We start from the raw sequence: 22,935 nt of genomic DNA, 5'->3' as shown, positions 1-22,935 counted from the left end.
TCCGGCGCAGCCTGTGAGACGCAGGCATTGCATGTTTTGTCCATGCGTCACTCCGCCGCCCAGACCTCATTGTTCGATGCCGGCCCCCACACGTTGCTCGACGATGCGGAGGGCGGCGTGCGTTACTGCCCCGGATTCATCGCGGGGCAGCAAGCGCAACTCTGGTTCGAGGCTTTGCGCGACCGCGTTGCCTGGGAAGCGCGGCAACGGCCGATGTACGAACATATCGTCGACGTGCCGCGACTGGTGGCGGCGTACCGCCTCGACGATCCGCAGTTGCCCGCACCGCTCGCACAAGCGCAGCAGCGGTTGCGCGAAGCGCTGCCGGCTCCCTTCAACGCGGTCGGGCTGAACTACTACCGTGACGGTCGCGACAGCGTCGCCCCGCACAACGACAAGCTGCACAGCCTGGTGCCGGGACAACCGATCGCGCTGCTCTCGCTGGGGGCGCCGCGACGCATGACCATCCGTACCAAGCAGGCGCCGCACCGGACCTGCCATATCGATCTCGAACCCGGCAGCCTGCTGGTGATGAGCCACGCCTCGCAGCGGCATTACGACCACGGCATTCCCAAGACGCGTGAGGCGGTGGGGCCGCGCATCAGCCTGGCGTTTCGAGTGCGGCCGTTCGAACCCGGACATCGTTGACGTGCCGCACTTGCGATCGTCAGGTCGCAATGGGTTAATGCGCCGCAACCGACGGGAGCCACGAACATGCGCATGACGAGTCTGGTGTTGGGTTCGATACTGGTCGCTTCCGGGCTGACGATCCTGCCTTGCCAATCCGTGTCGGCGGCCGTGAAGGATGCGGCGGCCAACGGATTCACGGTCGAGAACACGCAGGTCGTTCCGGTCGATGCCGAAACCGCATGGAAGGCGCTGACCCAGGACGTCGATCGCTGGTGGCCGAAGGACCATACCTGGTGGGGTGCAGCATCGAAGCTGTCGATCGATGCGCGCGCGGGCGGTTGCTTCTGCGAAATCGCTGGCGCGCAGCAGGCCCAGCACCTGACCGTGACCTTCGTCGATCCGGGCAAGACCCTGCGCATGGTCGGTGGCCTCGGGCCGTTGCAGGGCATGGGCCTGGGCGGCGTGGTCGAGTTCCGCCTGGCACCGGCCGAAGGCGGTGGCACGCGCATCACGCTGTACTGCCGCAGCGGCGGCTATTCACCCGACGACCTGGGCAAATTCGCGCCGGTGGTCGACAAGGTGCAGGGCCTGCAGCTCGGTGGCCTGGCCGACTACCTGCGCAAGAATGCGGGCAAGCCCGCCGCCAAACCCTGATCCATGATTGAGGTTTCGAGCAGACGATGATGCAACCCGGTCTTTCCGGCCTTGGCGGGCACGCAGCGCAGGACGGCATGCATCGCCTGTTCTTCGCGCTGTGGCCAGACGACACTTTGCGCAAGCGCATCGACGAGGTCGCCGCGCAACTGGAACGCGAACATGCGCCGGGAGGCCGTCGCCTTCGCGCTGACCGCTATCACCTGACGCTGCAGTTCCTCGGCGATTTCCAGCCTTTGCCGCCACGCCTGGTCGAGGACGCCTGCGCCGCCGCCGCCACGGTACGTCTGGCGCCGTTCGAGTTGATGCTGGACTGCGCAGGCAGTTTCCGCGGCAGCAATGTGTGGTGGCTCGGCAGCCATGCCATGCCGCCCGGATTGCAGAATCTGTGGGACAGCCTGGGGCAGGCGCTGCTGCAGGCGCGGGTGCGCGTGAAGTCGTCGGCGCAGCCGTTCGCACCGCACCTGACCATCCAACGCGACGTGAGGCGGCACATCGCAGCACTGCAGATCGCGCCGCTGCGGTGGCACGTCGGCGAGTTCGCCCTGATCGACAGCCAGCCCGGTCGTCCCTACACCGTGGTGGGCCGCTGGCCGCTGGCCGCCTGAGCCGCCGGGTCGAGGCAGTGCCCGATCCCGATCTGCCGGACCTCGATGTCCGGATTCAGGTCGACACTGCCGTCCAGGCGCACCACCACGTAATTGTCGGCCGTGGCGAACAGCACCGGCATGGGGTCCTCGAGCGGCTCGCGGACGAAGGCGAGCTTCCAGCCAAAGCGTTCACAATCGCTCAGTGCCTGTGCCTGCCGCCGGGTGAGCCCGATCCGTCGTTGCACCACGATGCCCGTCGAAGGCGCGCGTCGGTCGCGAAGGTTCATGGCATCCCCTCCCATCCTGGCCTGCATGTCGATGCCAACGCGAAAGCAGCGGCACAATAGGACGCGACCCGACGGAACAGGCCATGACCCCAGACCCGCGCATCGACGCCTACATCGCCAAATCGGCCGAATTCGCCTGGCCGATCCTCCGTCACCTGCGCGCGGCCGTGCACGCGGCCTGCCTGGAGGCGGAGGAGACCGTGAAGTGGGGGATGCCCAGCTTCACCTATCGCGGCAAGATCCTGTGCAGCATGGCGGCGTTCAAGCAGCATGCCTCGTTCGGTTTCTGGCAGGGCGCGCAGGTGACCGGGAACGGGACGGAGGCGGAAGGCGAGGGGATGGGGCAGTTCGGCAAGTTGACCCGGCTGTCCGATCTGCCCGGCAAGCGCGAACTCACCGGCTACGTACGGCAAGCGATGGCCCTGATCGACAGCGGTGCCCAACGCGTGCCGACCGGGGCCGCCACGCCACGTGCGCCGCTCGAAGTGCCGGACGATCTCGCCGCGGCGCTGAAGAAGGACGCGAAAGCCCGCGCGACGTTCGACGGATTCGCGCCCAGCTACCGCCGCGACTACATCGAGTGGATCACCGAAGCCAAGCGCGAGGACACGCGCCAGCGCCGTCTGAAGCAGACCGTCGAGTGGCTGGCCGAGGGCAAGTCGCGCAACTGGAAGTACATGAAGTGTTGAGTCGGGCGCGAAAGGGCTCGGACCTGGTCATGATCGTCGGCCGCTGACAGGACATTGCATGCGAATTGTCGGACGCATTACCGACTGGAAGGACGAGAAAGGTTTCGGGTTCGTCGTCCCTCACGGCGGAGGCGATCGCGCCTTCGTGCACATCAAGGCATTTCAACCGGGGTCGCGGCGGCCTGCGGAGGGCGATCTGATCTCCTATGACGCGGTCAAAGACTCAAAAGGCCGTCTCAACGCGCAGACCATTCGTTTCGCTGGGCAAAAGATCGAGCCACCCAGGCGCCATCGGCAGATCCCCCGCCTTCCCATCGCGCTCGGCTTCCTCGCCGCTGTATCGGTTGGCGTCGGGCTCGGCCACTTGCCGATGATCCTGGCTGCCGCCTACGTTTTGTTGAGCCTGATCGCTTACGTCATGTATTGCGTGGACAAGGCCGCGGCAAGCAAGGGCCAGCGCCGTACTCCGGAAGCCAACTTGCACTTCGTGGACTTGCTCGGCGGTTGGCCCGGCGCGCTTGTCGCCCAGCATCAGTTCCGGCACAAGACGGTCAAGGCGTCGTTCCAGCTCACTTTTTGGCTCACGGTCCTCGTCAACCTGGTCGTCGCCGCTTGGCTGGCATCCAGCGGCATCGCAGAACGGTTCGCCCACAACGTCACAGGCGGATGACAACGTGAGCGCGGTTTCGTGGCGCTGGCTGAGCCCCCAGGCCGCTGCACCGCTCGGCTGGCAGGTGTCGATCCCGCTGGCGCCGCCCGTCCACCGGGCTCAAGTCGCGCCGGTGGGCGATGCGGCGTAAAGGCCAAACCTTTTCAGGGGTTTCCCACGCGCTGCATGCGCAGTTCCACGGGGGTGCCGTCCATCGGGTCGAACGGCTGCCGCTCCGTGGTGGCGAACAACAATTGCCCGTCCGGCCCGTTCAGGGTCGCATTGAGAGTGTAGACGCCGACGTCGGACAGCTTGTTCGGATCGTAGGGGAGGGTGAATTTGTAGGGCGGGCCGGCCACGTCTTTCATCGTGATCTCGGACATCACCGCCTTTTGCGTGTCGGCCATGTGATTGTCGATCAGCTGCACATGCAGGCTCGCGCCGGGCGGCATCTTGACGCGCTCCAGGTAGGTCGCGGTGCCGGTGATCACCTTCTGGGCAGCCCCTGAGGAGGGCTTCTCTCCAGAGGGCGTGCCACCACTGGATTCGCCGGCGTGCGTGGATTGGCAGGCAGCCAGCGAAAAGGCCAATGCGGGAACGAGCAGAAGGCCGGACAGTCGGCGGGTCATCGTCATGGCAGGGCTCCTCGAATGTGCGCGCAGACTAGCCCTGCCGGTGTTCAGGCCGCGTCATCGCGGCACGCGATCGGTACGCAGCACCGGATACAGCTGGTAGCGCGAATCCCACGACGAATGCCGGCGGGCGAAGTACTCCAGCCGCGCCTGCGGGCTCTTGGCGAACCCGGCATCGTCCTTCAGGCGCTGCTGGAAGTCGGCCTTGACTTGGGGATCCTCAAGCATCTCGCGTGCCACTTCCTCGGCGACGTAGTCCTCCATGTATTCCTTGCGCTCGAAGTGGGTGTTGAACTCGCCCCACGCCACCAGCGCGTCCGGCGCCTGCGGTTCCAGCAGCGCCATCGCCAGTCGTGCCTTGGGCTGGGCGATGGGCACGAACAGCGCACCCTTGACCAAGTCCTGCGTTTCCGCCTTCCACGCGCCGGAAACGGTCAGACGCTGATGTCCTTCCACTGATTGCGCCGCAAAGCTCGACTGGTCGGCGCGGAAGGTTTCGACGTTGGCGTTCGGCAGGGCGCTGTCGAGGCGCCGATAGCTCACCCCATGCTGGTCGAGCTTGGCCGCGACCGACGCCGCGTGCGCGGCCGGCACCAGATAGCCGGCCCTGGGCGCGACGACGACGTGATCCGGCACGACCTCGTCGCGCATCGGCACCTGCCAGGTTTCCGGTTTGCTCTCGTCGTACCGCGTCATCAGCGCGCCGGAAACCTCCGACGGCGTTCGCGTGTAGGCATAGCCGCGAAACGCGATGGTGTGCGTCTTCGCAGTGGCCTTGTAATCCAGCGCGACTGTCTCGCCCCCCAGCTTCGCGGCGCGCGCGTCTGCGGCTGCGGCCTGCTGTCGCCACTGCGTCCCGTTCTGCGCGATCAGTTCCAGCAGGGCGACGATGGTGTTGCGGGTGACCTTGACCCGATGCGGGTAGTCGCGCCAGGAATGCGTCTCCACCAGCATGCCCAGGCGATTGCGCAGCTGGTAGTAACCCTGCGAGAAGCGCGGCGTGGCGACGCCGTCCTCGAATCCCGACGACGGGTCGTCGCCGACCACGAACGAGGGATAGAACGGCAGCGGCAGCGAGCCCTGTGCGGCCAGGCGTTCGATGACGCCGTCGCGCAGCGCCTTGCCGGCCGTGCGCAGGGACTCGTCGCCGCTGTTGACCGGCTCGACCTGGATCGACACGTCGTGCTCGAACTTGGCGCCGTCGGTGACGTGCAGGTCGATGTAGGCCAGCGGATCCCACGCATCGAGCATGCGCAGCATCGCCTGCATCTCGGGCGTGTCGGCCTTCACGTAGTCGCGGTTGAGGTTGTAGTTCTGCGAGGTGGTGCGCCAGCCCATTTCCTCGGGACCGCGCTGGTTGGGACGGTTCCAGCGGGCGAAACGCTCGTGTCCATCGACGTTGAAGACCGGCACGAAGACCAGCACCTGTTTGTCCAGCGCGCCCGCGGCAGCTTGGCCATCGAGCACCTGGCGCAGGGCCAGGAAGCCCGCGTCCTTGCCGTCGATCTCGCCGGCGTGGATGCCGCCCTGGATCAGCAGCACCGGCAGGCCCTTGGCCTTGGCGGCCTCGGGCGTCAGCGCACCGGTCCTTGACGCGATCAGTACCTTCATCGGCCGGCCTTCCGGCGTCGTGCCGAAGTCGGCGCAACGCACGGCGTCGGGATAGCGTCGCGCGAAGGCTTCGCACAGCGCGATCACTTCGTCATATCGACCGGTGCGGACGAAGCCGCTGCGTTCGGACAACGTCGTCAACGTGTCGTCGGAAGCTAATGCGGAGGACGGCAGGATCGCCAGCAGCGCGGTGAGCAGCAGGGTGCGGGTCATTGTGCGGATGTCTCGCCGGAACGGGGGCATGAAGTCGGCGCATGGTAGCCCAGTGACACAGGGGCCTTGCCCGTCGTGGGTCACGCTGCTGACAGCCGATGGCAGCAGGACGTGTGCGTTGCGGCACGTCCGCCCCGCGCGGACGCGTGCGATGATGCGGCATCACCCTGGGGAGCCCTGCATGTACAGCCTGTATTACGCGCCCGGCGCGGCGAGTCTTGTCGTCCATTGGTTGCTGATCGAGTTGGGCGCGCCACACGAACTGCGACTGGTGGATACCCAGGCCAAGCAGCACAAGAGCGCGCAATACCTGGCCCTCAACCCCAACGGCGTCGTGCCAACACTGATCGATGACGACGGCAAGCCGTTGTACGAGGCGGCAGCGCTGGTGCTGCATCTGGCCGATCGCCATGCGCAATCGGGTCTCGCACCGGCGTTGGACGATGCCCGCCGTGGCGAGTATCTGCAGTGGGTCTTGAACCTGGCCAACACGCTGCAATCGCCGCTGCGCCTGTGGTGGTATCCGCAGGACATCGAAGAGGCGCAGGCCGACACCATCAAGGACGGCGCGCGCCGGCGCATAGAAGCGACCTGGGACCGTCTCGACGCGCACCTGGCGGCCCATGGCCCGTACCTGCTCGGCGAGCGCGTGAGCGCAGCGGATTTCTACCTGACCATGCTGATGCGCTGGACCCGCAACATGCCGCGGCCCGGTCATGAGTGGCCGCACCTGGCCGCGCTGGCGCAGCGGATGAAGGCGCGCCCGTCGTTCAAGACCCTCTATGAGCGCGAAGGGCTGACCGAATGGGCATGATCCGCATTCGTCAGCGCTTCGCGGCGCGGGTCGCTGCATGTTTGTTGCTTCCGCTGCTGGCCACCGGCTGCAACGAGATCAAGGACATCGGCGAGGAACTGGGCTGGATCAAACGGGAGGAGGCCAGAACCCTGCCGGTCGAAGCCACTTCGCTGGCGTCGCACTGGATTCCGGCGAACAGCGCCGTCGATGCGACCAGCCAGGCACGCTGGAGCGAACACTGGTGGCACTGGGTGGGGCAATTTTCCGACCAGGCGCCGTACCTGGACGTGGACGGTAGTCGTTGCGCCCAGCATCAGGGGCAGGGACCGGTCTGGTTCCTGGCGGGCACCGACGGCAATTTCGATGCCGTGCGCGACTGCCGAATCCCGGCGGGCAAGCACCTGTTCGTGCCGCTGATCACCTGGGTGGTCACGCACGATCTGCCCAACGATGGAATGTCGTGCGCCGACAAGCAGGCCCGGGCCAAGCGGTTTGCCGATCACGTGGTTTCGGGGCTGGTCCTGCTCGACGGTCGTCCGGTCGGCGAACTGCAGCGCATGCGTGTCGCCGGCGGCGACTGCTTCGCCTCTCCCGACGGATTGTCCGGTGCGAGCGACGGCTATTGGCTGATGTTGAAGCCGCTACCGCCGGGCAAGCACCAGCTCGCCGTCGCCGCCACGTTCCGCGATGGCCCGCGCCAGACGATGCAGAACTTCCGCTACGAACTCGAAGTGGATGGCGAACCCGGCGACGTGGCGGGCGCTGTCCAGTAGTGGGCTCTGGCCGCTGCCCGGGCATGCCGGGCGGCGTCAAGCCTTCGCTTGTCGTTCGCCGCTTGCTACTCTCGCCGGCGAGCCGAGTCCTGTCTCCGCTTTTCTGTCCGGAACCGGGTGCGCGCCGTCGCGCCCGGTGACTCAAGACGGGTCGTGCCCGTCCGCGAATGGATTCGTTCCGACCCACACGCCCACAGGCGTACGCCCCAGGTAGAACCGGATGACGACCCAAGCCAGCGCGATTCCCGCCGAGAGCGCCGCCAAGCTTCCGCGCCAGATTCCCTACATCATTGGCAACGAAGGCTGCGAGCGTTTCAGCTTCTATGGGATGCGCAACATCCTGACCCCGTTCCTGGTCAGCACGTTGCTGCTCTACGCCCCCGAGGCCGAGCGCGCCGGCATCGCCAAGGAGGTTTTCCACAGCTTCGTCATCGGCGTGTATTTCTTTCCGCTGCTGGGCGGCTGGCTGTCGGACCGGTTCTTCGGCAAGTACAAGACGGTGCTGTGGTTCTCGCTGATCTACTGCGCCGGCCACGCCTGCCTGGCGTTCTTCGAGGACAACCGCAGCGGCTTCTATACGGGCCTGTTCCTGATCGCGCTGGGGTCGGGAGGCATCAAACCGCTGGTGGTGTCCTTCGTCGGCGACCAGTTCGACCAGACCAACAAACACCTGGCCAAGGTCGTCTTCGATGCCTTCTACTGGATCATCAACTTCGGCTCGTTCTTCGCCTCGCTGCTGATGCCGATCTTCCTGCGCAGCTACGGCCCGGCCGTGGCGTTCGGCATTCCCGGCATCCTGATGTTCATTGCCACCTTCATCTTCTGGCTGGGGCGCAAGCAGTACGTCAACGTGCCGCCGACCAAGACCGATCCGGATTCGTTCCTGCACGTGGCCCGTACCGCGCTGCTGGCGCACGCGCCGGGGCAGGGGCGTCCGGGGCTCATGGTCGCGGCCATCGGCGGCGTGCTTGCGATCGGCGCGCTGCTGCTGATTCCCAAGCTCGGCTTCGTGATCTGCGCGTGCATGGCGCTGGGCCTGGTCATCGCCTTCGGCGGTGTCGGCGCGTCGATGCAGTTGGACCGCGCCCGAGGCAAGCATCCGGATCAGGCGGTCGACGGCGTGCGCGCGGTGCTGCGCATCCTGATCGTGTTCGCGCTGACCACACCGTTCTGGTCGCTGTTCGACCAGAAAGCCTCGACCTGGATACTGCAGGGCAACGAGATGGTCATGCCGCACGAGTCGTGGTGGTGGCCGAGCTGGCTGGTCAAGGACGCCGCGCAGATGCAGGCGCTGAACCCCGCGCTGGTGATGCTGCTGATCCCGTTCAACAACCTGGTGCTGTATCCGGCGCTGCGCAAGTTCGGCTTCAACCCGACCGCGCTGCGTCGCATGGGGTTCGGCATCGCGTTCTCGGGTATGGCGTGGATCGTCGCAGGCATCATCCAGCTGTACATCGACGGCGGCGATCCGGTGTCGCTGGTCTGGCAGACCCTGCCGTACGCGCTGCTGACGTTCGGCGAGGTGCTGGTGTCGGCGACCGCGCTGGAGTTCGCCTACAGCCAGGCACCGCAGGCGATGAAGGGCGTGATCATGGCGTTCTGGTACCTGGCCAGCACCTTCGGCAGCCTGTGGGTGCTGCTGACCAATGCCGGTGTGCGCAACGACGCGGTGATTTCGCACATCGCCAGCACCGGGCTCAGCGAGAACGCGTTCCTGATGTTCTTCTTCGCCGGCTTCGCGTTCCTGGCAGCAGCGGCGTTCGCCCTGTATGCGCGGACTTATCCGATGCAGGACAACTACCGTGCCGCATGAACATCGCGCCGCCTGAGCGCCGCTTTACATTGCCTCGCCAACCCGACTGACTTCCGAGCCCTGCCTGGATGCTGACCTTCGCCCTCATCGCCGCGACCGTACTGGTGTCGTGGCTGGCCTTCGAGCGCCCGGCGCTTCTCAACCGGTTGATCCTGTGGCCGCCGGCGATCGATCGTAGCAAGCAGTACGACCGTCTGCTGACCCACGGCTTCATCCATGCCGACTGGTCGCACCTGCTGTTCAACATGATCACGCTGTACTTCTTCGGTCGCGTGATCGAACGGGAGATCAGCGCGCTGATCGGGCCGGTCGGGTTCGTGCTGTTTTATCTGTCGGCGATCGTCATTGCGATCCTGCCGACCTACCTGCGACATCGCCACGATCCGCATTACCGCAGCCTGGGGTCTTCGGGTGCGGTGTCGGCAGTGCTGTTCGCATTCATCCTGCTGCAACCGTGGTCGCTGATCTTTATCCCGATCCCGGTACCGGCGTTTCTTTATGCGATCGGCTACATGGCGTATTCGTTCTGGATGGACCGACGCGGCGGGGACAACATCAACCACAGCGCGCACCTGTCCGGCGCGATCTACGGCGTGTTGTTCATGTTGTTCATGGACCCCGGGGTCGGGGCGGACTTCGTGCAGCGTCTGCTGAACCCGAGATGGGGCTGAGGCGGTCCTCTCAGGACGTCAGGTGTGTACGCGTCCGGGGACGCTGCTCATCGCGTCCGTAGGTTTCCTCGAGACGGGCATAGACCACCGCATCGATCGCATTCAGTTCCGCACTGTCGGTATCGCCGTTGAGCGCCAACTCGAACAGCCGTGCGGTGAGTAGGCCATCGTCGCTATTGTCATCCGGCATGCATTGGATGATGCGCATGTCAGGTCCACATTTGTTGCCTGGGTATGGATATAGAACGTCTCCGTCGTCCTGATCAGGCCCCGGATCGGGGACGTCGCGGCGGGTGATGACGGGGGATGGACAAGACCCCGCCATGACGCTAGGCGCATGCTCACCCGTCGTGCAGGTCGAACGTGGTATCGCTACGCGCACGAACCTCGCTCACCTGTTGCTCACCTGATCGAAGGAGACGCCATGGCCACTCGTGCCCGCCGTGCCGGCAAGACCGCTGCGAAGAAAGCCACCAGAAAAGTCGCGACGAAAAAGATCGCCAAGAAAGCCACGAAGAAGGCTGCGAAGAAAGCCGTGAAGAGAGTCGCGGCCCGCAAGGTGGCTAAGAAAGTGGCCAAGAAGGCCGTGACCAGGAAAGTAGCCAGAAAAGCCGTAGCCAAAAAGGCTGCTACCAAGAAAGTAGCGGGCAGGAAGGTCGCCAAGCGAGTCGCCAAGAAGGCCGTAGCGAAGAAGGCCGTGGCGAAGAAGGCAGTGGCGAAGAAGGCAGTGGCGAAAAAGGCATTGGCGAAGAAGGCCGTGACCAGGAAGGCGGCGAAGAAAGTCGTGAAGAAAACGGCGGCGAAGAAGGTCGCCAAGGTCGCGGTGAAGAAGACGTCGGCCCGCAAGGTCGCGCCGAAGAAGGTCTCGCGCCGCAAGATCAGCCCGGAACAGGCGCTGGCCAACACGCTCCAGTTGCTGGAGGCCAAGCACGAGCACGATCGCCAGGCGCAGCCGTGGCAGCAGCTCGATCCGCATCACGGGCACGTGCCGGGACCGGGGTACCAGTCCGAGGGCGCGGCGGCAAAGGCCGAGGAACTGCACGCCGGCGAAAGCCGCATGCAGGCGATCCAGGGCAGCATCAGCAGCCAGGATCGGCACAGCCAGGGCAAGCGCGATAATCGATGAACCCGGTGACCAAGTCCCAGGCATGGCCAATCGCATGACCACGCACACCATCGAGCACGACCCTGAGGCCCACGAATTCAGCACCACCGTGGATGGCGTCCAGGCGCAGCTGGTCTATCACCTGGAAGGCCAGCGCATGGTCATCACCCACACCGGCGTGCCCGACGCCATTGGCGGGCGCGGCATCGCCGGCGAACTGGTGCGGGCCGCATTCGAGTACGCCCGGTCGCAGGGCTGGCACGTGCGACCGGCCTGCTCCTACGCGGCGGCCTGGGTGGAGCGGCACCCGGAATACAACCAGCTTCTGGGCTGACCGGGCGCGGCATCATCGTGGGCCGCACCCCGCCCGGGTATCATGCGCGCCCGTCTTGAATAGCGGCGCCCCCCGGCGCCGGCCCGCATGCGCCTCAACAAACACATCAGCGACACCGGATTCTGCTCGCGCCGCGAGGCCGACGGCCTGATCGGCGAGGGACGGGTCACCGTCAATGGCGCCCGTGCCCGGATCGGTGCCGAGATCGGCGAGGGCGACGAGGTCCTGGTCGATGGCAAGCCGCTGCGCGTGCGCAAGGTCGCGCCCGGAAAACGCCAGCACATCTACATCGCCCTCAACAAGCCGGTGGGCGTCACCTGCACGACCGAGTCCGGGGTGAAGGACAACATCGTCGACTTCGTCGGCCACGAGCGCCGCATCTTCCCGATCGGACGGCTCGACAAGGACTCCGAAGGCCTGATCCTGCTGACCAGCAACGGCGACATCGTCAACGAGATCCTGCGCGCGGAGAACAAGCTCGAGAAGGAATACCTGGTCGGGGTGAACCATCAGGTCACCGACGAATTCCTGCGCAACATGAGCCGTGGCGTACCGATCCACGGCCAGACCACGTTGCCGTGCAAGACAGGCCGGCTGGGCAAGTTCGGCTTCCGCATCGTGCTGGTGCAGGGACTCAACCGGCAGATACGCCTGATGGCTGCGCATTTCGGGTTCCGCGTGAAGCAGCTGGTGCGCGTGCGCATCGGCAACGTCAAGCTGGCGCATCTCAAGGTGGGGCAGTGGCGCAACCTGACCGACGCCGAGCTGCAGGGACTGCTGCCGCAGCGCACGCAATGGTGAGTTGACCGGGCAAGTCCGGCACTTCGATGTCAATTTCAGCATCACGTCACGTTCGTTATGATTCCGTTATCACTCCTTCGGAATGGAATCTGTCGTGGTCCTGTACGCCTCCCCCAATAGACTCGCCCGGTTCTCGCGCTGGGCGTTGCTGTCCATTGCCCTGCTGATCCTGTGCTCCTGCCGCCGTGAGGCGCCTGCGCCGCAGCCGGAGCCGTCCGCGACCACGACCGCGACTACCCCGAGCGCTCCGGTGACGGGGGAGCTGAAGGACGTCGTCGAAACTACGTCGAGCTACGTGATCGGCATCAGCTACCCGCCCTCGGCCAGCAAATACCCGGGCTTGGCCGCCGAGCTGAAGCGTTATGCCGAGGCCGCCCGCGCCGATCTGCTGGAGGCGGCGGCGGAGCGCAGGCCGGATGCGCCGGCACCCTACGATCTGTCGCTCAGCTTCACCCAGGTGCTGGACTCGCCGACACTGGTGGCGGTCGCTGCCGATGGCAGCAGCTACACCGGCGGCGCCCATGGCGCGCCACTGCTCGAACGCTTCGTCTGGCTGCCGCAACAGAACCGTCGCCTGCGTGCCAGCGATCTGGTGCCCGATGCGCAGGGCTGGTCGGCGATCTCGGGCTACGTGCGCGAGCAACTGCATACCGCGCTTTCGCAGCGCATCGACGCCGACGACCTCGATGCGACCCAGCGCGCCGAAGTGATCAAGAACGCCGGACGCATGATCGACGACGGCACCGAGGCCGACGCCGCGCATTTCGCCCAGTTCGAACCAGTGATGGGGCGGGACGGCAAGGTGGCGGCGCTGCGCTTCGTGTTCGCGCCCTACCAGGTCGGCCCGTATTCGGACGGGACCCAGACCGTGGATGTGCCGGCATCGGTGCTGCTGCCCTTCGTTGCCCCGGATTACCGCGCGCTGTTCTCCGGCGGCTGACGCCGCGTATACGTCGCCTCGTTACGATGAACGGGGCGCCGACGCCAACCGGCGCTCGCCGACGGTCTTCGCGCCGAGGTCGCCATGCCGGCATTGTCTTCCCGCAGCAAGGTCGAGGAACTGCTCGCCACCGCCGATATCCGGGTCGGTGGCGAGCGGCCGTGGGACGTGCAGGTGCACGAACCGCGCTTCTTCGCCCGCGTGCTGGCGCAGGGATCTCTCGGGCTGGGCGAGTCGTACATGGACGGATGGTGGGACGCGCCTTCGCTGGACGGATTCCTGTTCCAACTGCTGCACGCGCGCGTGGATGAGCGTGTGCACAGCCTCGGCGACGTACTCGCCGGCGTGAAAGCCCGGGTGGTCAACATGCAGTCGATGCGGCGCGCCTTCACCGTGGGGCGCCGGCACTATGACCTGGGCAATGACCTCTACTCGGCGATGCTGGGCCAGCGGCTGGTCTACAGTTGTGCGTACTGGCGCGATGCGACCGGCATGCCGCTGGACGATCTGGACGCCGCCCAGGAAGCCAAGCTCGACCTGGTCTGCCGCAAGCTGGACCTGGGGCCGGGGCTGCGCGTACTGGATATCGGATGCGGCTGGGGCGAGGCGTTGAAGTTCGCTGCCGAGCGCTACGGTGTGAGCGGGGTGGGCGTGACGGTGTCAAAGGAGCAGGCCGAATACGCACGCAGGCTGTGCGAAGGCTTGCCCGTCGAGATCCGCCTGCAGGATTACCGGGAAGTGGACGAGCGCTTCGACCGCGCCTTCTCGATCGGCATGTTCGAGCACGTCGGCGTGCGCAACTACGACACGTACTTCGAGACCGCCCGCCGTTGCCTGGATCCGCGCAATGGACTGCTGGTGCTGCACACCATCGGCGGCAACCACTCCGTGCGCCATACCGACCGCTGGATCGCCAAGTACATCTTCCCCAACTCGATGCTGCCTTCCGCCGAGCAGATCACGCAAAGCGTGGAGGGGCGTTTCGTCATCGAGGACTGGCACAACTTCGGCACCGACTACGACCGCACCCTGCAGGCCTGGCGCGATAACCTCGATGCGGCCTGGGCCAGCCTGCCGCCTCAATACGACCAGCGCTTCCGCCGGATGTGGCGGTTCTATCTGTGTGCGTCGATGGCCACGTTCCGCAGCCGCCGCGCGCAGTTGTGGCAGGTGGTGCTATCGCCGGAAGGCGTGCCGGGCGGATACGTCGCACCGCGCTGACAGAGTCCCGCAGGTCGGGTGCCCGGGACCCACAACATCGACGCCCCGCGCGCAAGCTGCACTGCACATCGCATCGCCGCCGCCGATGGCTCACTATGGGCGCCATTTCGTCCGCTCTACGCGGGGCGATCCACCTTGGGGGGTTTATGCAGACATGGTTCCGGCGCAAGGACATCAATCAGGTCACGGTGCATGAGGAAGGGCGGCGGCTGGTCCCGACCCTGAGCTGGCCGCACCTGATCGCGCTGGGCATCGGCGCCATCGTCGGCACCGGCATCTACACGCTGATCGGCGTCGGCGCCAACCTGGCCGGCCCGGCGGTTCTCCTGTCGTTCCTGGTCGCCGGCGTCGTCTGCGCCTGCGCCGCGCTGGCCTACGCCGAGATGGCCACGATGATGCCGGCCGCCGGCAGCGCCTACACCTACAGCTACATCGTGCTGGGCGAGTCGATCGCCTGGATCGTGGGGTGGAGCCTGATCCTGGAGTACTCGCTGGTCGTCAGCGCGGTGGCGGTGGGCTGGTCCGGCTCGGTGATGGAGTTCCTCAACGGGTTGGGCATACACATACCGCAGGCGCTGGCGGCCGGACCGCATGCCGGCGGCATCGTCAACCTGCCGGCAGTGCTGATCGTCTTCCTGGTGGCCGGCATGCTGATCGCGGGCACCAAGGAGAGCGCCACGCTCAATGCGGTGCTGGTGATCGTGAAGGTGCTGGCGCTGGGCGTGTTCGTCGCCATCGCCATGCCGCACTTCGATACCGGCCACATGCAGCCGTTCATGCCGTTCGGCTTCGCCAAGGAGATGGGCGCGGATGGCGTCGAGCGCGGCGTCATGGCGGCCGCGGCGATCATCTTCTTCGCCTTCTACGGCTTCGATGCGATCTCCACGGCGGCGGAAGAAACCAAGAACCCGGGCCGCGACCTGTCCATCGGCATCATCGGTTCGATGGTCGGCTGCACCCTGATCTACATCATCGTCGCGCTGGCGGCCGTGGGCGCGATGAGCTACACGGCGTTCGCGCAGAGCCCGGCACCGCTGGCGCTGATCATGCGCGAGCTGGGCCAGGGTACGGCGTCGAAGATCGTGGCCGGTGCCGCGGTGGTCGCATTGCCGACCGTATTGCTGGCATTCCTGTACGGCCAGAGCCGCATCTTCTTCGTCATGTCGCGCGACGGCCTGCTGCCGCGCGCGCTGTCGAAGGTCAGCCCGCGCACCGGCACACCGGTAGCCATCACCGCCTTCACCGCCGTGCTGGTCGCGGCGCTGGCCGGCGTGGCGCGCCTGGACGAAATCGCCGCGCTGGCCAACGCCGGCACGCTGGCGGCCTTCGTCGCGGTCGCGGCGTGCCTGCTGGTCCTGCGCAAGCGCGAGCCCCTGCGTCCGCGCGTGTTCCGCACGCCGCTGGCGTGGGTGGTGGGGCCGGTGGCGATCCTGGGCTGCATGTACTTGTTCTGGAGCCTGCCGCATAAGACGCAGCTGTGGTTCCTGGTGTGGAATGCGGTCGGCCTGGTGGCCTACATGGTGTGGGGCCGACGCGGCAGTCTGCTGGCGCGCGGCCAGGAAGCCTGATCGATCCGGATACTTGCGGCGGACACAGCGTGTGTGTCCGCCGTTTTGTCAGGCGTTGGTCACCGCGGCCGACAGCGTGGGTCCGGCATCGGCCTCCAGCTTGAGCGAGGCCAGATCGTCGGCGCGGGTACGGCCGCGGTTGAGGATCGCGATCGGTACACCGGCTTCGGCGGCTTGCCGCACGAAGCGATAGCCCGAATAGACCATCAGCGACGAGCCGACCACCAGCACCGCGTCGGACGCGACCAGGGCGGCCTGGGCCTGGTGATAGCGGGTTCGCGGAACGTTCTCGCCATAGAACACCACGTCGGGCTTGAGCATGCCGCCGCAGTGGTCACAGGCCGGCACGCGAAAGCGTGAAAAGTTGTGGCCGTCGAGGTCGGCGTCGCCGTCAGGCGCGGTCGCGGCCTCGAGCCCGGCCCAGTCGGGATTCATCACTGCCAGCCGTTCCTGCACCGCGGCGCGCGGCTGCTGCGCGCCGCAGCCCAGGCACACCACGGCATCGATGCGGCCATGCAGGTCGATCACTTCGCGACTGCCGGCGCGTTGGTGCAGTCCATCCACGTTCTGCGTGATCAGGCTGGAGATGCGGCCGTCGTCCTCGTATCGCGCCAATGCCCGATGCACGTCGTTGGGATGCGCCTGGGCCATGCGCGGCCAGCCGATGAAGCTGCGGGCCCAGTAGCGGGCATTGATCTGCGCATCGCCGGTGAATGCCTGGTAGGTGACCGGCGGCGTGCGTTTCCACTGGCCGTCGGTGTCGCGGTAGTCGGGAATGCCCGAGGCGGTGCTGCACCCGGCGCCGGTCAACACGAATACGCGCTTGAGCGGCTGTAGCCATTGCTTCAACTGCAATGCGGCGTCCTCCGGACCATTGCTGGATAGGGTGGTCGCCGGGTTGGAAAGCAGGTTCATGGCGCCCATGTTCTCATTCCGCGCCGTCGCTGCCGTGTCGGGCCGTTCAGGCAGCGCCGGGCCTTGTCTCACAGGTTGAGACGCCACCAAGGCAGCATCCGATCCCATGCCCCTGGACGCCTTCCATCCCGCCGTCGCCGCCTGGTTCGCAGGCGCGTTTCCCGCGCCGACGCAGGCGCAGGTGCGGGCGTGGCCGGCCATCCGCAGCGGCCGCAACACGCTGGTGGCCGCACCGACCGGTTCGGGCAAGACGCTGACCGCGTTCATGACCGCAATCGACGGACTGGTGCGGCAAGGATTGGAAGGGGGCGGGCAGGGACTGTTCGGCTACGAGCCGCCGGAGTCGGGTCTGCCGGACGAAACCGTGGTGGTCTATATCTCGCCGCTGAAGGCGCTGTCCAACGACATCCGCATCAACCTGGAAGCGCCGCTGGCGGGCATCCGCGCCGAACTCGAACGCCTGGGCCTGCCCGACGTCGAGATCCGCACCGCGGTGCGTACCGGCGACACGCCGCAGGCCGAGCGTGCGCAGGCGCGACGCAAGCCGCCGCACATCCTGGTGACCACGCCCGAGTCGCTGTACGTGCTGCTCGGATCCGAATCCGGCCGCGCGATGTTGTCGACGGTGCGCGAGGTGATCGTCGACGAAATTCACGCGGTCGCCGCCAGCAAGCGCGGCAGCCACCTGGCGCTGTCGCTGGAACGCCTGGAGGCGCTCTGCGGTCGGCGCCTCACCCGCATCGGCCTGTCGGCGACGCAGAAGCCGATCGAGGAAGTGGCCCGCTACCTGGTCGGCGCCGCCGCCGTGGCGGCCGATGGCACGCCCGACTGCGAGATCGTGGACATCGGTTACACGCGCCAGCGCGACCTCGCCCTGGAACTGCCGCCGACGCCGCTGAGTGCGGTGATGTCCAACGATCAGTGGGAGCAGGTCTACGCGCGCGTGGCCGAACTGGTCAAACAGCACCGCACCACGCTGGTGTTCGTCAACACGCGGCGCATGGCCGAACGCACGGCCAAGAACCTGGGCGACCTGCTCGGCAAGGAACACGTCGCCGCGCACCACGGCAGCATGGCCAAGGAGTTGCGCCTGGATGCGGAGCAACGCCTCAAGCGCGGCGAACTGAGCGTGCTGGTGGCGACCGCATCGCTGGAGCTGGGCATCGACATCGGCGATGTTGACCTGGTCTGCCAACTCGGCTCGCCGCGCTCGATCGCCGCTTTCCTGCAACGTGTCGGCCGCTCCGGACACCAGGTCGGCGGTGTGCCCAAGGGGCGGCTGTTTCCGCAGACGCGCGACGAGCTGGTCGAGTGCGCGGCGCTGCTCGACAGCGTGCGTCGCGGCGAACTGGACGCGCTGGTGATGCCGGTCGCGCCGCTGGACGTGCTGGCGCAGCAGATCGTCGCCGAAGTGTCGTGTCGCGAATGGGAAGAGGGCGCGCTCTACGACTGGGTGCGTCGGGCCTGGCCGTATGCGCGGATGGAGCGCAAGGATTTCGACGCCGTGGTGCGGATGCTCGCAGACGGCTTCACCACGCGGCGCGGCATCCGCGCCGGCTACCTGCATCGCGATGCGGTCAACCGCAAGTTGCGCGGTCGCCAGGGCGGCCGCATGACCGCGCTGATGTCGGGCGGCACGATCCCGGACATGGCCGACTACACGGTGATCCTGGAGCCGCAGGCCCACAACATCGGCACGGTCAACGAGGATTTCGCCATCGAGAGCATGGCCGGCGACATCTTCCAGTTGGGCAATACCAGCTATCGCATCCTGCGCGTGGAACCGGGCAAGGTGCGCGTGGAGGACGCCGAAGGGGCGCCACCGAGCATTCCGTTCTGGCTCGGCGAAGCGCCGGGGCGTACGGATGAGTTGTCGTTCGCGGTGTCGCGCTTGCGGGTGGATGTGGCAGAGCGCCTTGGCTCAACGGTGGGAGAGGGGAGCGCTGGGCACCCATTCCAGTGGCTCACCGACGAGCTGAACCTGCCGACCGCGGCCGCCGAACAGATCATCGACTACCTCGCTCGAACCCTGTCCGCGCTGGGCGAAATGCCGAGCCAGGACACCATCGTGCTGGAGCGCTTCTTCGACGATTCCGGCGGCACGCAACTGGTCATCCACACGCCCTACGGCAGCCGGGTCAATCGCGCCTGGGGCCTGGCGCTGCGCAAGCGCTTCTGCCGCAAGTTCAACTTCGAGCTGCAGGCCGCGGCGACCGAGGACGCCATCGTGCTGTCGCTGTCGACCAGCCACAGCTTCCCGCTGGACGAGGTGTCGCGCTACCTGCATTCCAGCTCCGCCTGCGACGTGCTGATCCAGGCCTTGCTGGACGCGCCGCTGTTTGGCGTGCGCTGGCGCTGGAACGCGACCACGGCGTTGGCGCTGCCGCGCTTCGTCGGCGGCAAGAAGGTGCCGCCGCAACTTCAGCGGATGAAATCCGAGGACCTGCTGGCGACCGTGTTTCCCGATCAGGTGGCGTGCGCCGAGAACCTGGTGGGCGAGCGCGAAGTGCCCGATCACCCGCTGGTGGCGCAGACGTTGCAGGACTGCCTGCACGAGGCGATGGACGTCGATGGCTGGCTGCAACTGCTGCGCGGACTGGAGTCGGGCGAGGTGAAGATCGTGGCCCGCGACCTGATGGCGCCGTCGCCGTTCGCCGCCGAGGCGCTCAACGCGCGTCCGTATTCGTTCCTCGATGACGCACCGCTGGAGGAGCGACGCACCCAGGCTGTGCAGACGCGCCGCTATGCCGACCCGCAAAGCCCGGACGACCTGGGACGCCTCGACAGCGACGCAATCGAGGCCGTGCGCGAGGAAGCCTGGCCGCAGGTGCGCAATGCCGACGAGATGCACGAGGCGCTGATGGGGCTGGGCATCGTCACCGCGCGCGAAGTCCGCGAGAACGGCTGGGCGGATTGGCTGCAAAGGCTGGTGAAGACACATCGGACCACGCGCCTGGAACCGCCGGTGGCGGGTAGCGTGGTCGCGCTCGGAAGTACCGACGGACACGGTCTTTGGGTGGCCGCCGAGCGCCTGCCGCAATTGCGGGCGGTGTTCCCCGAAGCGCCGCTGAAACCGGCGATCGAGGCGCCCGCCGAGTACGCACAACAGCCATGGAGCCGTGAGGACGCGCTCGTGGAGGTGCTGCGCTCGCGCCTGACCGGACTGGGGCCGGTGCCGGCGCGCGTGTTGGCCAGCGACCTGTCGTTGCCGCGTGGCGACATCGACATGGCGCTGCTGCAACTGCAGGGCGAGGGCTACGCCATGCAGGGCCGGTTCTCGCCGGGCGTGGCGGAGGACGAGTGGTGCGAGCGGCACCTGCTGGCGCGCATCCACCGCTACACGCTCAAGCGCCTGCGCCGCGAGATCGAGCCGGTCGAGCCACGCGATTTCATGCGCTTCCTGTTCGACTGGCAGCGCGTCAGTCCGGCCACGCGCGTCAGCGGCCCGGAGGCATTGGAAAGCGTGCTGGCGCAACTCGAAGGCTTCGAGGCGCCGGCCGCTGCATGGGAGACCGAACTGTTGCCGGCGCGCATGGTCGATTACTCGATCACTTGGCTTGACGACCTGTGCACGGCGGGCCGCACGTTGTGGACGCGCCTTCGCGCCAATAGCAACGAAGGCAGTGGACGCAGCGCGACTTCGGTGCGCGCCACGCCGGTCGTGCTGCTGCCTCGACGCAACGCGCCGATGTGGACGAAGCTGGCGCCGCCAACGGCGGCCGATGAGACGCTCTCCTCGCGGGCGCAACGCGCGGTCGATTACCTCGGCGAGCATGGCGCGTCATTCTTCGACGAGTTGGTGACGGGCGCGCATCTTTTGCGCACCGAGCTTGAAGATGCTCTGGCCGAGTTGGTCGCGCACGGCCGCGTCCACTGCGACAGTTATGCCGGCCTGCGCGCGCTGCTGGTGCCGGCAGCGAAGCGGCCAAGCGCGCAGCCGCATCGGCGTCGACGCGTCGCAATGTTCGGCATCGAAGATGCAGGGCGGTGGGCATTGATCCGACGTCCTGCGCAGGCGACGTCCACGCCGGCATCGCCGGCGCCGGCCAAACCCGACCCGGATGTGATCGAGCACATCGCCCGCGTACTGCTGCGCCGCTACGGCGTCGTGTGCTGGCGCCTGCTCGAACGTGAAGCAGGCTGGCTGCCGCCGTGGCGTGAACTGTTGCGTGTCTACCATCGCCTGGAAGCGCGCGGCGAGATCCGCGGCGGACGTTTCATTGCCAGCCTGTCGGGCGAGCAGTTCGCATTACCCGAAGCGATCGGACTGCTGCGGCAGGTGCGCCAGCGCGAGCATGACGGTGCCTGGATCTGCCTGTCCGCCACCGATCCGCTCAATCTGGTCGGTACCGTGCTGCCGGGCGACAAGGTCGCAAGGCTGAGTGGCGCGCGAGTGCTTTATCGCGACGGCCTGCCGATGGCGACGCTGGTGGCAGGCCAGGTTGAGCTGCTGTGCCAGCTGGATGCGGACGAGGAACGTACTGCCAGGCGGTTGCTTCTGCGCGAGCCAGAATCGGTGATGTGGACCGAATTGGCCGCAGCCGAGGTGCCGGCGCCGCGACAGGTTCACTGACGTTCCGCTGTCTCCATCGCGTTTGACTCATCACGCGCCGCGATGGCCGGAATGTGAAGCGCGTCCAATACTGACTCGCAGCCGTCAACGTCCCGCAACCTGCTCCGGCCACGCTTACGCTTGCGGGCTGCACGGGGGAGTCGGTCCCACCGACTTCCGCGAGGTTCACAACATTACGTTGCCTTGTCTTAAGCTGGCCCGCATATCCGGCGCCGTTGCGCTGATCGCCACGGCCTTCACCGCCTTCGCCCAGGCTTCTCATGCGATGACCGAACCGAATCAGCGCGACCGTCAGGGACTGATCGTCATCGCCCACCGCGGTGCCAGCGGCTATCGCCCTGAGCACACGCTGGAGGCCTACCGCCTGGCGATCCGCCAGGGCGCCGACTTCATCGAGCCGGACCTGGTAGCCACCCGCGACGGCGTATTGATCGCCCGCCACGAGAACGAGATCTCCGGCACGACCGACGTCGCCGCGCATCCCGAGTTCGCCGGCCGCCGGACCACCAAGGTCGTCGATGGCGTGGCGATGACCGGATGGTTCGCCGAGGACTTCACGCTCGCCGAGATCCGGACGCTGCGCGCGAAGGAGCGCATCCCGGCGATACGCCCCGACAACACGCGCTTCGACGGCCTCTACACGATCCCGACCTTCGCCGAGGTCGTGCAACTGGCCAAGCATGAGAGCCGCGGCGGGCGCCGCATCGGTGTCTATCCGGAAACCAAGCATCCGACGTACTTCGCCATGGAAGGGCGCAGGCTCGACGGCACGCCGATCGGTGTTTCGCTGGGCGCGAAGCTTGTAGAGACGCTGGTCGCCGAAGGCTTCACCGATCCGGATCGCGTCTACATCCAGAGCTTCGAGGTCGCCAACCTGATCGAGTTGCACAAGAACGTCATGCCGCAGGCGGGCGTGCGCCTGCCGCTGGTGCAGCTGTACGACGACTTCCACGATGCGCGGCCTTACGACGTCGTCTACAACGCCACACACGGCGCCGACATGAGCGCGCTGTACGGTGGGTTGGCCGATCGCGTCGAAGGTGGCCTCACCGCGAACACACGCTACGGCGCCTTCGCCACCGAGGCCGTGCTCGGCTGGATGAAGGCCCATTACGCCAGCGGCGTGGGTCCGTGGAAGGGCAACCTGCTGCCGCGCAGGCCGCTATCGCCCAAGGTCGATGCCAACGGCGACGGAAAGGCCGAGCTGGCGGGGCACGGCACCGGGCTGGTGCATCCGATGCTGGGCTGGGCGCTCAAAGCCGGCTTGCAGGTCCATCCCTATACGTTGCGCGCGGAGGAGACCTATCTTGCGCGCACGCCCGACGGCATCACCCAGTCTGTCATCGCCGAAGCGGTGCAGTTGTACAGTCTGGGCGTGCAGGGCTTTTTCATCGACCAGCCAGACCAGGGCGTGGCAGCGCGCGAGATGTTCCTTGACCTGAGCCGTCCGCTGAATTCAGGCAAGTAGCG

General features: G+C 66.7%; 23 protein-coding genes. 18 read left to right on the top strand and 5 right to left on the bottom strand.

The window, feature by feature from the left end:
• The first annotated feature begins 42 nt into the window (after window positions 1–42).
• From J2X06_RS15735 to thpR, 3 genes are all read left to right on the top strand, one after another.
• The gene (locus tag J2X06_RS15735; protein WP_310064043.1) at window positions 43–648 is read left to right on the top strand and encodes an alpha-ketoglutarate-dependent dioxygenase AlkB family protein; all 606 of its coding nucleotides are present in this window, start codon (window positions 43–45) and stop codon (window positions 646–648) included.
• 66 nt (window positions 649–714) lie between these two features.
• On the top strand, window positions 715–1,284 hold the full coding sequence (locus J2X06_RS15730) for an SRPBCC family protein (protein ID WP_310064042.1): 570 nt from the start codon (window positions 715–717) through the stop codon (window positions 1,282–1,284).
• A 29-nt stretch (window positions 1,285–1,313) separates the two neighbouring features.
• Complete coding sequence (thpR, locus tag J2X06_RS15725; protein ID WP_310064040.1) at window positions 1,314–1,892, top strand: RNA 2',3'-cyclic phosphodiesterase; 579 nt, start codon at window positions 1,314–1,316, stop codon at window positions 1,890–1,892.
• On the opposite strand, the gene J2X06_RS15720 is transcribed toward thpR, so the two are convergent.
• Complete coding sequence (locus tag J2X06_RS15720) at window positions 1,856–2,161, bottom strand: hypothetical protein (RefSeq protein WP_310064038.1); 306 nt, start codon at window positions 2,159–2,161, stop codon at window positions 1,856–1,858. The two genes, thpR and J2X06_RS15720, sit on opposite strands and share 37 nt — an antisense overlap.
• An 83-nt stretch (window positions 2,162–2,244) precedes the next feature.
• Between J2X06_RS15720 and J2X06_RS15715 the strand changes: the two genes are divergently transcribed.
• Genes J2X06_RS15715 through J2X06_RS15705 form a run of 3 tightly spaced genes read left to right on the top strand, consistent with a single transcriptional unit; the run spans window position 2,245 to window position 3,650 of the window.
• Complete coding sequence (locus tag J2X06_RS15715; protein WP_310064036.1) at window positions 2,245–2,850, top strand: YdeI/OmpD-associated family protein; 606 nt, start codon at window positions 2,245–2,247, stop codon at window positions 2,848–2,850.
• A gap of 58 nt (window positions 2,851–2,908) precedes the next feature.
• Window positions 2,909–3,520 carry a DUF1294 domain-containing protein gene (locus J2X06_RS15710; protein WP_310064034.1) on the top strand — a complete coding sequence of 204 codons (612 nt, stop codon included), beginning with the start codon at window positions 2,909–2,911 and terminating at the stop codon, window positions 3,518–3,520.
• A gap of 4 nt (window positions 3,521–3,524) precedes the next feature.
• Window positions 3,525–3,650 carry a hypothetical protein gene (locus J2X06_RS15705; RefSeq protein WP_310064032.1) on the top strand — a complete coding sequence of 42 codons (126 nt, stop codon included), beginning with the start codon at window positions 3,525–3,527 and terminating at the stop codon, window positions 3,648–3,650.
• A gap of 13 nt (window positions 3,651–3,663) precedes the next feature.
• Here the strand turns inward: J2X06_RS15705 and J2X06_RS15700 are convergent, their stop codons facing one another.
• Entirely contained in the window at window positions 3,664–4,134 is a 471-nt protein-coding gene (locus J2X06_RS15700) for a YbaY family lipoprotein (protein WP_310064030.1), read from the bottom strand.
• A 54-nt stretch (window positions 4,135–4,188) separates the two neighbouring features.
• Window positions 4,189–5,955 carry a M14 family metallopeptidase gene (locus J2X06_RS15695; RefSeq protein WP_310064028.1) on the bottom strand — a complete coding sequence of 589 codons (1,767 nt, stop codon included), beginning with the start codon at window positions 5,953–5,955 and terminating at the stop codon, window positions 4,189–4,191.
• Between the two features lie 181 nt (window positions 5,956–6,136).
• Here J2X06_RS15695 and J2X06_RS15690 point away from each other — a divergent pair, with 181 nt between their 5' ends.
• From J2X06_RS15690 to J2X06_RS15675, 4 genes are all read left to right on the top strand, one after another.
• Window positions 6,137–6,769, top strand: coding sequence for a glutathione S-transferase family protein (locus J2X06_RS15690; protein ID WP_310064026.1), 633 nt, complete (start codon window positions 6,137–6,139; stop codon window positions 6,767–6,769).
• A complete protein-coding gene (locus J2X06_RS15685; protein WP_310064025.1) occupies window positions 6,766–7,524 on the top strand; it encodes a hypothetical protein in 759 nt (252 codons plus the stop codon). The genes J2X06_RS15690 and J2X06_RS15685 overlap by 4 nt, the downstream gene beginning before the upstream one ends.
• A 220-nt stretch (window positions 7,525–7,744) precedes the next feature.
• A complete protein-coding gene (locus tag J2X06_RS15680; RefSeq protein WP_310064024.1) occupies window positions 7,745–9,337 on the top strand; it encodes an oligopeptide:H+ symporter in 1,593 nt (530 codons plus the stop codon).
• A 68-nt stretch (window positions 9,338–9,405) separates the two neighbouring features.
• Window positions 9,406–10,008, top strand: coding sequence for a rhomboid family intramembrane serine protease (locus J2X06_RS15675; RefSeq protein WP_310064022.1), 603 nt, complete (start codon window positions 9,406–9,408; stop codon window positions 10,006–10,008).
• A 10-nt stretch (window positions 10,009–10,018) separates the two neighbouring features.
• Here J2X06_RS15675 and J2X06_RS15670 read toward each other — a convergent pair whose 3' ends face one another.
• Window positions 10,019–10,216: a hypothetical protein gene (locus J2X06_RS15670; protein WP_310064020.1), complete on the bottom strand. Its 198-nt coding sequence runs from the start codon at window positions 10,214–10,216 to the stop codon at window positions 10,019–10,021.
• 129 nt (window positions 10,217–10,345) lie between these two features.
• Between J2X06_RS15670 and J2X06_RS15665 the strand changes: the two genes are divergently transcribed.
• From J2X06_RS15665 to J2X06_RS15640, 6 genes are all read left to right on the top strand, one after another.
• Window positions 10,346–11,134 carry a hypothetical protein gene (locus tag J2X06_RS15665; protein WP_310064019.1) on the top strand — a complete coding sequence of 263 codons (789 nt, stop codon included), beginning with the start codon at window positions 10,346–10,348 and terminating at the stop codon, window positions 11,132–11,134.
• Between the two features lie 22 nt (window positions 11,135–11,156).
• Window positions 11,157–11,447, top strand: a complete 291-nt coding sequence (locus J2X06_RS15660; RefSeq protein WP_310064017.1) for a GNAT family N-acetyltransferase — start codon at window positions 11,157–11,159, stop codon at window positions 11,445–11,447.
• Window positions 11,448–11,534: 87 nt separating this feature from the next.
• Window positions 11,535–12,248, top strand: a complete 714-nt coding sequence (locus J2X06_RS15655; RefSeq protein ID WP_310064016.1) for a pseudouridine synthase — start codon at window positions 11,535–11,537, stop codon at window positions 12,246–12,248.
• 82 nt (window positions 12,249–12,330) lie between these two features.
• The gene (locus tag J2X06_RS15650; RefSeq protein WP_430539611.1) at window positions 12,331–13,188 is read left to right on the top strand and encodes a DUF3298 and DUF4163 domain-containing protein; all 858 of its coding nucleotides are present in this window, start codon (window positions 12,331–12,333) and stop codon (window positions 13,186–13,188) included.
• A gap of 84 nt (window positions 13,189–13,272) precedes the next feature.
• Window positions 13,273–14,409 (top strand): cyclopropane fatty acyl phospholipid synthase, encoded by a 1,137-nt coding sequence (gene cfa, locus J2X06_RS15645; protein WP_310064012.1) that lies wholly within the window; start codon window positions 13,273–13,275, stop codon window positions 14,407–14,409.
• Between the two features lie 146 nt (window positions 14,410–14,555).
• Window positions 14,556–15,977, top strand: coding sequence for an amino acid permease (locus J2X06_RS15640; protein WP_310064010.1), 1,422 nt, complete (start codon window positions 14,556–14,558; stop codon window positions 15,975–15,977).
• Between the two features lie 48 nt (window positions 15,978–16,025).
• Here the strand turns inward: J2X06_RS15640 and J2X06_RS15635 are convergent, their stop codons facing one another.
• Complete coding sequence (locus J2X06_RS15635; RefSeq protein ID WP_430539619.1) at window positions 16,026–16,892, bottom strand: NAD-dependent protein deacetylase; 867 nt, start codon at window positions 16,890–16,892, stop codon at window positions 16,026–16,028.
• A gap of 106 nt (window positions 16,893–16,998) precedes the next feature.
• Here J2X06_RS15635 and J2X06_RS15630 point away from each other — a divergent pair, with 106 nt between their 5' ends.
• A complete protein-coding gene (locus J2X06_RS15630) occupies window positions 16,999–21,465 on the top strand; it encodes a DEAD/DEAH box helicase (RefSeq protein WP_310064006.1) in 4,467 nt (1,488 codons plus the stop codon).
• Between the two features lie 265 nt (window positions 21,466–21,730).
• Window positions 21,731–22,933 (top strand): glycerophosphodiester phosphodiesterase family protein, encoded by a 1,203-nt coding sequence (locus tag J2X06_RS15625; protein ID WP_310064004.1) that lies wholly within the window; start codon window positions 21,731–21,733, stop codon window positions 22,931–22,933.
• Window positions 22,934–22,935: the final 2 nt, after the last annotated feature.

Source organism: Lysobacter niastensis, from assembly GCF_031457115.1.
GTDB classification, from domain to species: domain Bacteria; phylum Pseudomonadota; class Gammaproteobacteria; order Xanthomonadales; family Xanthomonadaceae; genus Lysobacter_J; species Lysobacter_J niastensis_A.
This window is presented reverse-complemented; position numbering and strand designations above follow the sequence as displayed.